This is a genomic window from Paenibacillus sp. P4_E11 (assembly GCF_056401635.1).
The window spans coordinates 1-9,913 of sequence record NZ_JBFUIX010000135.1 but is presented as its reverse complement, the minus strand read 5'-3'; the positions used below and the strand labels follow the sequence as shown (position 1 = coordinate 9,913).

Genomic DNA, 9,913 nt, shown 5'->3' with positions numbered 1-9,913 from the left:
CCCCGCGGCGCCGCCAGCGCCCGCGCCGCGCGCGCTCAGCGCCGCGCAGCGGCACCGCCTGCTCCAATCCGGGGYGGATTGGGTGCAGGCGGTGCCGGCGTCGCGCGTGAGCGAGCTCGCGCTGTCAGGGCGCGACGTGCTCGCCGCGCTCGAGCGGCCGGCTGGGCCATGGCTGGGCCGTCTATTGGACGGCCTGCTGTTGGATGTGGCACTCGGCCGCATCCCGAACGACAAAGGGCGGCTTATCCTAGCCGCACGTCAACAGATCGAGAGTGAAGAGCATGAATGAACGCATCATAACTATATTGGAACAACACGCCGACCAGTTCGTATCCGGCGAACAATTGAGTGAGATGCTGCAATGCAGCAGAACGGCCATCTGGAAACATATCCAATCGCTGAAAGAGGCGGGATATGAATTCGAGGCGGTATCACGTAAAGGCTATCGGCTGCTTCGGCAGCCAGACCGCCTATCGGCTGTCAAGCTGATGACCGGGATGAGATCCCACGTGATGGGCCGCAGCCTCAAGTTATACAATGAAGTGGATTCAACTCAGATCATTGCACAGCAGTTGGCACAGGAAGGGGCTAGCGAAGGCACGCTTGTCCTCGCAGAGCAGCAAAATGCGGGACGTGGACGCATGGGGAAACATTGGCATTCACCCAAAGGCAAAGGCGTCTGGATGAGCCTTGTGCTGCGTCCCACGGTCCCTATTCATTTCACGCCACAACTAACGCTGCTCACCGCTGTTGCCGTATGTCGGGCTATCCGCAAGACAACCGCGGTGCCAGCAGCGATCAAATGGCCGAACGATATTCTAATCGAGGGTCGCAAAGTATGTGGCATCTTGCTCGAATCGTTCGCTGAAGACGAACGGCTTCGCTATGTGATCGCCGGTATCGGCATCAGCGCCAATCTGGAGCAAGAAGATTACCCGGATCCGCTCAAGCCAATCGCAACATCACTATTGTTGGCTTCAGGCCGTAAAGTCGATCGTACAGAACTGATCGCGGCTGTCATGGAGGAGTTCGAATGCTTGTACGAATTGTACCACGAGAACGGCTTCGACCCGATTCGTTCGGCATGGGAAGCCTTAACGATCACGTTGGGCGGCACGGTGCGGGCTAATACGTCGAAAGGTTCGATAGAAGGTACGGCAATGGCGATTGATGAATTAGGGGCTTTACAGATACAAAAGGCTGATGGTGAGACGGTCAAGCTGTATTCAGCTGATATCCAGCAAGGGTAAGACTTGTATGTTTTTGTGAAAATTTCGTGAAAATTGCGGAAAAGTTTGCTATACTGATCGTATAGAGGCGGTATTCGCTACGCGGAACTGCACTCTCATGCAACAGCTGCAAGTTTTAAACCGCAATAGGCCATAATGATGGCATGTGTAAGCCGTACTACATTTCTGCTCTGAGCCGAAGGGACCGAGACGGAAAACAATCGCAAGATTGATTCCTGTTAATTGGAAGCCTCTTTAGCGTCTAAGCTGAAGAGGTTTTTTTGACTCTTAAGGTAATTTGGCAAGGAGCCATCTCGAAGGAAGCGGGTGGACCCTGTGGAAGCGAAGAAAATGAGCACGACCCGAATGCGCAAGATGAAGCTGGACGGCATTCCAATCTCTATGATTACCGCATACGATTACCCTTCAGCCCGTTTGGCAGAAGAAGCTGGCATCGACGTCATCCTAGTGGGCGATTCTCTCGGTAATGTCGTGCTCGGTTATGAGTCAACGCTGCCGGTTACGCTGGACGACATGATCTACCATACGAAGGCTGTGACGAGAGCCGTAAGAAACCCGCTGGTCGTTACGGATTTACCGTTCTTGACTTACCATGGCACGATCGACCATACGCTCACGCAAGTCGGGCGGATTATGCGCGAAGGATTAGGCCAAGCCGTGAAGATGGAAGGCGGCACCGAGATCGCCCAGACCGTTGATGCGATTGTGAAAGCTGGCGTACCTGTAATGGGGCATATCGGGTTAACTCCACAGTCCGTATTCCAGATCGGCGGGTACAAGGTGCAAGGCAAGACATCAGCCCAAGCACAGAAATTACTCGATGACGCCTTGGCACTGGAGCAGGCAGGTGCATTTGCGATCGTACTGGAACTCGTCACGGACGAATTGTCCGAACTTATCACAAGCAAATTAACAATTCCGACGATCGGAATTGGTGCAGGCAAGCATTGCGACGGTCAAGTGCTTGTGTACCACGATGTGCTCCAATATACAGCTGATCCAATTCCCAAAAAGTTCGTAAAAGCTTACGCCAACGTTGGAGATCATATACGAGATGGCATCGCCCGGTATGTACAGGATGTGAAGACGCGTACTTTCCCAGCAGAAGAACACTCATTTCACACAAATGTCGAGCTGGACGGTTTGTACGGAGGCGACAGTAACAAGGGAGAATCGTCATGAACATTTACACCACGATATCGGAGCTTAGACAAGCAATAACCCATACGAAACGCGACAAGCGTATGACGGATCCATCTCGTGAACCTATTGTTGGATTCATGCCGACGTTAGGGTACATGCATAAAGGTCATGTCAGTTTAATTGAGAAGGCTCGTCAGGAATGCGACATCGTAGTAGTCAGCATCTTCGTCAATCCTTTGCAATTCGGAGCCAATGAAGATTTTGACAAGTATCCGCGGGATAACGAAAGGGATTGCCGTCTTGCTGGAGAAGCTGGCGCTGACTTCGTCTTTATTCCATCAGTAGCCGAGATGTACCCACAGCCGACAAGGACCAAGGTGATCGTATCCGAGCTAACTGCTGTAATGTGCGGTGCTTCCAGACCTGGACACTTCGATGGAGTAGCTACCGTTGTGACGAAGCTGTTCCAGATTGTTCAGCCGGACCGAGCTTATTTCGGGCAAAAGGATGCGCAGCAAATAGCCGTCATCGAGCAGATGGTACAAGATTTGAATATGCCGGTCCACATCGTGCCATGTCCTACATTACGTGAAGACGACGGCTTGGCCATGAGCTCGCGCAACGTTTATTTGTCTGCTGAGGAGCGTAAGCAAGCTCTTGTACTGTCGCAATCGCTCCAATTAGCCGAATTTCTTGTTGCGGATGAACAGCTCACACCCGAGCAGCTAAGAGACCGTATCGTAGCACACATCCAATCGTCTCCGCTCGCTGAGATCGATTATGTGGACATTAGAACTTATCCATCGCTGCAGCCCATTGACACTTTTTTCCCCGATGAACCTGTAGTGATTGCGCTTGCGGTTAAGTTTGGGCGAACCCGGCTCATTGACAATACGATTTTACACAGGAGGTGACTTGCGATGTTCCGAACGATGATGAAATCCAAAATCCATCGGGCGACCGTCACGGAAGCCAACTTGAATTACATCGGAAGCATTACGATTGATGAAGATTTGATGGATTTGGTCGATATTTTGGCTAATGAAAAAGTTCAAATCGTGGATAATAACAATGGAGCGAGGCTTGAAACATACGTCATTCCGGGACCGCGTGGCTCAGGCGTCATCTGCTTGAATGGGGCAGCGGCGAGATTGGTACAACCTGGAGATACGGTCATCATCATGGCTTATGCGCTAATGAGTAATGAAGAGGCGAAGCTGAATCAACCGAAGGTAGCTATTATGGGACCGGACAATCAAGTGATCAGTACCATGAACACGGAGACCCACTCCACAATCCTGTAATACATGTGTGTAACCCAAGTTAGAAGAAAGTTGCTACAACCTTCAGCCTAAGGTGGGATGTCATGATAAAGCAGCTGTTCGAGACGATGAACGACGTTCTGGACGAGATTGAGAAGGATTATCCGACGGCCGCGCCCGCGCGTAAGCACGAACTGAACCAAAAGCTCAGTGCGCTCAAGGGGATGAGTGACCATTTGGTCGAAGAATGGCTCAGGTTCGAAGAGAAGCTGGGGAAATTCTTCCAGACTAACATGAAGCAAGTGCCAGATTACGCACATCCCGAGCTTCCTACAGGATCAGCAGAACCTGGGTATCAATCCGAATCGTTCAGCAAGGGGCAGGGCTACTTCGAACTGTTGATGTTTGACAATGCCATTCGGGCGTTCGAGCAGGTGGTAAGACAATATCCAGATTTTATGCTGGGGCGGCTGTACTTAGCGATGGGGCATATGCGCAATGGCGATGAGATGGAAGCTTACCGACATTTTAAATTTATTATTTCCTTAACCGACCATGCTTCAATGAAAGCTATCTCCTACAATGCCATGGGCTGTATTCAAGCCAAGAATGACAACATGGAACAAGCGCAGCAATTTTTCAAACTGGCACATATGACCGATCCGTCTTGCGTACAACCTGTGCTCAACATGGAGGTTTGTGCCAAGCAAGCCGGCATGCAAGATCCACAGTATGGATTCCTGCACTAACCAATCAAGACGATGCCCCGGAAAAACTTTACCTTTCCTTCCGGGGTATCGTTTTGGTATGCTTAGTAGGTGAATGTGCAGAAAGGGTTGAAAGCGCCTGATGAAATTTACTGTAATCGATTTTGAAACCACAGGAGACCAACCTTCGGATGATATCATACAGGTTGGTCTTGTTGTTATAGAGCAAGGCCGTATTACGCAGTCGTTCTCCTCTTTTGTAAAACCTAATAAAGCGATTCCTGAATTTATCGTTCAATTGACGGGAATTACCGACGAGCTTGTGTCAGACGCACCTGAGTTAGCAGATGTCGTTTCACAGATGCTCCCCTTTTTTGAAGATACTATACTTGTGGCGCATCACGCTGCATTTGATCTGGCCTTCCTTCAGCGTGCCTTCGAACAGTGCGGTTATAACGCTTTCGATGGTCGAGTGTTGGATACGCTTGCTTTCTTGCGCATCTTGTTTCCGGGTCTTCCGACATTACAATTGTCCATGGTCAGCAACCATTTCGGTATCGTTCATGACCAGCCCCATCGGGCAGATTCTGACGCAGAAGCGACAGGAATGATCTGGCTGAAGTGTCTGGAACGGATTGAAAGTCTCCCCTTAATCACCCTGCAGAGAATATCACAGATGTATGAAGCTGAGTTCACAGACTTTGCTTGGTTCATCCATGAGGTCAGGTTGTGGAAAGAAACACAAACCGTATTGGACCCTGATACGGCTACCTATTTCCGTCAATTCGCGTTAAATGTAGACAACTGGGACGAGGAGAAGCCGGCACGTGAGGAAGGAGCTCTGGCATTTCCGGCGGATCAGACGTTTGAAGCGTTCTATGATACGATTCAGCTCAATCTGCAGGAACGGTTTGCGCATTACGAAGAAAGACCGGCTCAACGTCAAATGATCGAGGAAGTCCAGGCTTCACTCGCAAGCGACCGCCATCTTATCATTGAAGCGGGAACCGGAACTGGCAAGTCACTCGGGTATTTGATTCCATCCTTGTATCACGGAATACGTGAAGACAAGAAGATGATCGTCAGCACGCATACGATCAACTTGCAGGAACAGCTTCGTCAGCGCGACATTCCGTTACTGCAGGATATTGTGCCTGTATCGTTTCGGGCTTCTATTCTGAAGGGGCGAAGCCGATACTTGTGCTTGCGTAAGTTCGAGCAGAAGCTTCAGCAGAGCGATTTTACTTTTGATCGAGACGATCGGCTAACCGCTGCCCAAATGATCGTATGGCTGACGGAAACGAAGCATGGTGATGAGGAGGAGCTTTATTTCGGCAATCGTGGAATCGACTTCTGGCATACGGTATCGAGCGACACGGATTCCTGCTTGAATCGTGCCTGTCCCTGGTTTAAGAAATGCTTCTTCCATCGAGCACGTCATGAGGCGACGATTGCCGATGTGGTCATCACGAACCATTCTCTGCTGTTCACGGATATACAGGCAGAGAATCGTTTATTGCCAAGCTACAAGCATCTCGTCGTCGATGAGGCCCATCATTTCGAAGAAGTCGCTTCCAAGCTACTAGGCTCGGAACTGAACTATAATAGCTTGCTTAACGCCTTGCAGCGATTGTATAAAGATGCGAGAAGCGGTCAATTACCTGCTCTATATGCGAGAATATCGCAGGAACCTGATGCTTCGTCTGAGTGGCTGACATGGATCGATAGCGTGTACCCGAGAATGGTGAAAGTCAAGGAAGAGTGGGATCAACTGACGGAACTCTTGTTCCAGCTTGTATCGGAACAGAGCGATCCGCTATCCGGAGAGGGTGGACAATTTCTTCGCAGGATGAAGCCAGACCAGCTTCCAGGTCAATGGAAGTCATTGCTCACGATCGAGGAGAACATCTTCTTGGAGCTGACAGAGATTACGAAGAAGCTGGACCGACTCGGGACGGAGATGAAGGACAAATCCGATGAGTATTCGACCAGCAGTCTGCTTACCGATATGGCGGGTAATGTCAAACAGCTTAGTCGCTGTCGGGATACATTACGCTTCTTCATGAAGATGGCCAACGAGAACTATGTTTATTGGCTCGAGGCTACGCCGTATTTCCGCAGCAAATCGATTCAATTGATGTATGCACCGTTCGATGTAAGCGACCTGCTTAAAGGCTACTTCTTCGATGTGAAGGACAGCGTAGTATTGACTTCTGCGACGCTTTCGGTCAATAAGTCGTTTCAATACAGCAGCAGTCAGCTCGGACTGAAGTCGTTCCATGATACACCTAAGTTGAAGACCGTTCAGCTGCCATCTCCGTTCGAGTACCGGAAGCAAGCTCTCGTCTTAATCCCACGTGATTTTCCAAGCATCAAAGGTCCGTCCGGCGAATCTGCGTTCATTACTGCTCTGGTTCAATCGTTGTGTGACGTGGCAATCGAGATGAGAGGCAGAATGCTCGTCCTGTTCACGTCCTATCGGATGTTGAAGCTGGTGCATCAAGAATTGAAGGAACAGCTGAAGCCGCAAGGCATTCATGTATTGGGACAAGGCATTGACAGCAGCAACCGAACGAAGTTAACCCGCTTGTTCCAAGATCACGCCAGTTGCGTGTTGTTAGGTACAAGCAGCTTCTGGGAAGGCGTCGACATCCCTGGTGATGCGCTCAGCTGTCTCGCGATCGTGAGGTTGCCTTTCCAGCCTCCGAATCACCCAATGGCGGAAGCGAAGAGCGATCACATCAAGAAACAGCGCCAGAACCCATTCACAGCGCTCTCGGTGCCTCAAGCTGTCATTAGGTTCAAACAAGGCTTCGGGCGCTTGGTACGCCGTTCTACGGATCGTGGGGTGGTCATTCTGTACGATACGCGCGTACTGGAAACCACTTATGGACGAAATTTTTTGTACTCGCTGCCGGGACCGAAGATCGAGCATATGAGCTTAACTCAGCTCGTTCCAAGAATTCATAGCTGGATGGGAGAACAAACTAGTGAAAACGCCTAAAATATCTGAAGCGGTTGTACGACGGTTGCCCGTATACCTTCGCTTCCTCAATGAATTGAACAAAAGCAATATTCATATGGTATCTTCGCAGGAGTTGGGTCAGAAGCTGAACGCCAATCCAGCGCAAATCCGCAAAGACTTGGCGTACTTCGGGGAGTTCGGCAAAAAAGGGATCGGCTACGATGTTCCTTATCTGATCGAGAAGATCCGGCAGATCCTCAAGCTGGATCAACTCATTCCTGTCGTACTGATTGGTGCTGGGAACCTGGGTCGAGCGCTTTGTAATTATAACGCCTACCTGCAGGATAATATGAAGATTATGGCTGTATTCGATGCTTCCCCTGTGCGCGTAGGCGAGCAGATTAACAACCTGCGTGTTGAACCGATGGGGGAGTTGAAGAAAACGATTGAGCAGCATAAAGTCCGCATTGGTATTATTACCGTCCCGGCACCTGAGGCGCAGATCGTCGCGAATCAGCTCGTGGACTCAGGCATCGAAGCGATTCTGAACTTTGCACCGGTCATCATCAAGGTACCGGATACGATCCGCGTGCATCATGCAGATTTTACAACGGAGCTGCAGAGTTTGGCTTATTATCTGGAGACAAAGTCGGCGGGGGATTCATCTGTGCAATAGCTTGAACCTAAGAGGTCACCTAACGCAATAGGCGGTAGGTGACCTTTTTGGGTTCGCTCGAAGTCCGATTGAAGCAAAAACGGCCGTTCCAAGTGAAAAAGGACCCTTCTGCTCAAACATCTTGTTTGAACCTCCCTTGATTGTATAAGGGATTCAGCGGTGGGGGGTTCAAGCCAAAACTCGCCGGGGTCCTCTTTTTCACTTTCCACTCCTGTAATCACGAAGACTCGAAAGCCTCAAAATCGGCCTTACAGCACCGTCTGCGGGCGAAACTCAAGTTGCAAGACGATTATTCGTCTTACAGCACCGTCGACGGYCGAAACAGCAAGACGATTTTTTCGTCTTAGAGCCCCGGTTGCAGGTGAAACATGAGCTGAAAGACGATTTTTTCGTCTTTCAGCTTCATTGGCTGGTGAAACTTGAGCTGCAAGTCGCTATAATTCGACCCGTCAGACTGGATGCGGAGTGGACGAACTGCATAACTGTCTACTGAAAAGTAGAACAAGAGAGGGCAGGTAGAGGGAGTGAAGAAGCGTCAGCGGTCGCCTTTGTACTTGAATGCTTACCACTAAAATTTTAAATCAAAGCGTTCAAGTACAACAGCGATCGTAACCCCCTCTACCTTCCCTCCCCTGCGCGAAACTAAACTCATTCGCCAAGGACCTTTGAAGTAATTTTGCACAAAAAAAAGACAGAACCAAGTTCCGTCGTTTCAGCTGCTATTAATCTAGAACAGATCGAACAATACTTTGTATATGAGGAAGCTGATGGCAATGCTGATTGGAATCGTTATGACCCAAGTCATAATCATCCGGGTAACCGTACCCCACTTCACATCCTTAAATCGGATTACACTGCCAGTCCCGATAATCGAGGATGTAATGACGTGTGTCGTGGACAAAGGTAAACCCATATGAGTGGACGTCTGGATAACGATCGAGGATGCTAAGTCCGAAGCAAAGCCATTAGCAGGTTCAATCTTCATGATCTTCTTGCTGACGGTCTTGATAATGCGCCAACCGCCGATCGAAGTCCCTAGTCCCATTGCAGTTGCTGCGGACAGCTTCACCCAGAGTGGGACATCTAGCGAAGTCTGATAACCACCTGCCACAAGTGCGAACACGATAATACCCATGGCTTTTTGGGCATCGTTGCCGCCGTGGGAGAATGAAAGTAAGCCTGCCGAGAAAATCTGGAACGTCTTGAATCCCCGATTCAGTTTGGAACGTGAACGATTTCCGAATGCGAGAATCGAAAATTTGAGTATCGTCATCACTATGTAACCGACACCGAAGGCGATAATGGGTGACAAGACGAGGATTTTCACGATTTGCAGAAAGCCGCCCCAGTTCAGTGCACCTGAACCCGCTCCGGCCAGAACAGCCCCTGCCAAAGCACCGATTAATGTGTGCGAGGATGAGGAGGGAATGCCATAATACCAAGTCAGCAAATTCCACATTACAGCTGTGATTAGAGCTGCGATGACGATCTGCATCCCATTATCAATATTGGCCGGATTGGCTATGCTGCCACCTACGGTCTTGGCCACTTCCGAAGAGACGAGCGCACCGATCACATTCAGAATAGCGGCATACAAAACAGCGAATCGCGGAGACATGGCCCGTGTCGATATAGATGTAGCGAYGGCATTGGCGGTATCGTGAAAACCATTAATAAAATCAAACAGAAGGGCGAGAGCCACGATAAAAATGATAAGCGTAAGCATGATTTCCTCCTAAAACTATGGGAAGCAAGGTTACTTCATGGCGATATGCATAGCCAGATTGAGTGTTCTAAAGGTATTACGCGTAACGAAGGACAACACTTTCAAGGATATCTGCTACGTCTTCGCACTTGTCAGTCGTTTGTTCGAGACGCTCGTACAGTTCTTTGAGCTTGAAGTCATGGTA

The 9,913-nt window shown here is 49.7% G+C and carries 9 protein-coding genes and 1 pseudogene; 8 read left to right on the top strand and 2 right to left on the bottom strand.

Annotated elements, in window-relative coordinates; all coding sequences use genetic code 11:
- The 8 genes from AC1DWB_RS28895 to AC1DWB_RS28860 all read left to right on the top strand — a co-directional run.
- Window positions 1-289 (top strand): HD domain-containing protein (locus tag AC1DWB_RS28895; protein ID WP_477544557.1); only part of this gene is annotated, 289 nt, incomplete at its 5' end.
- The gene (locus tag AC1DWB_RS28890) at window positions 282-1,250 is read left to right on the top strand and encodes a biotin--[acetyl-CoA-carboxylase] ligase (RefSeq protein WP_477544556.1); all 969 of its coding nucleotides are present in this window, start codon (window positions 282-284) and stop codon (window positions 1,248-1,250) included. The genes AC1DWB_RS28895 and AC1DWB_RS28890, both read left to right, overlap by 8 nt.
- Window positions 1,251-1,580: 330 nt before the next feature.
- Entirely contained in the window at window positions 1,581-2,432 is an 852-nt protein-coding gene (gene panB / locus AC1DWB_RS28885; RefSeq protein ID WP_477544558.1) for a 3-methyl-2-oxobutanoate hydroxymethyltransferase, read from the top strand.
- Window positions 2,429-3,307 carry a pantoate--beta-alanine ligase gene (gene panC / locus AC1DWB_RS28880; RefSeq protein WP_477544555.1) on the top strand — a complete coding sequence of 293 codons (879 nt, stop codon included), beginning with the start codon at window positions 2,429-2,431 and terminating at the stop codon, window positions 3,305-3,307. The genes panB and panC overlap by 4 nt, the downstream gene beginning before the upstream one ends.
- A 6-nt stretch (window positions 3,308-3,313) precedes the next feature.
- Window positions 3,314-3,697 carry an aspartate 1-decarboxylase gene (panD, locus tag AC1DWB_RS28875; RefSeq protein WP_477544554.1) on the top strand — a complete coding sequence of 128 codons (384 nt, stop codon included), beginning with the start codon at window positions 3,314-3,316 and terminating at the stop codon, window positions 3,695-3,697.
- Window positions 3,698-3,759: 62 nt separating this feature from the next.
- On the top strand, window positions 3,760-4,404 hold the full coding sequence (locus AC1DWB_RS28870) for a tetratricopeptide repeat protein (protein ID WP_477544553.1): 645 nt from the start codon (window positions 3,760-3,762) through the stop codon (window positions 4,402-4,404).
- A 100-nt stretch (window positions 4,405-4,504) separates the two neighbouring features.
- Window positions 4,505-7,366 (top strand): ATP-dependent DNA helicase DinG, encoded by a 2,862-nt coding sequence (gene dinG, locus AC1DWB_RS28865; RefSeq protein WP_477544552.1) that lies wholly within the window; start codon window positions 4,505-4,507, stop codon window positions 7,364-7,366.
- Window positions 7,353-8,003: a redox-sensing transcriptional repressor Rex gene (locus AC1DWB_RS28860; protein WP_477544551.1), complete on the top strand. Its 651-nt coding sequence runs from the start codon at window positions 7,353-7,355 to the stop codon at window positions 8,001-8,003. The genes dinG and AC1DWB_RS28860 overlap by 14 nt, the downstream gene beginning before the upstream one ends.
- A 727-nt stretch (window positions 8,004-8,730) precedes the next feature.
- Here AC1DWB_RS28860 and AC1DWB_RS28855 read toward each other — a convergent pair.
- Window positions 8,731-9,729 (bottom strand): inorganic phosphate transporter, encoded by a 999-nt coding sequence (locus AC1DWB_RS28855; protein WP_477544550.1) that lies wholly within the window; start codon window positions 9,727-9,729, stop codon window positions 8,731-8,733.
- A 76-nt stretch (window positions 9,730-9,805) separates the two neighbouring features.
- Window positions 9,806-9,913, bottom strand: a pseudogene (locus AC1DWB_RS28850) (DUF47 domain-containing protein); the annotation flags it as partial.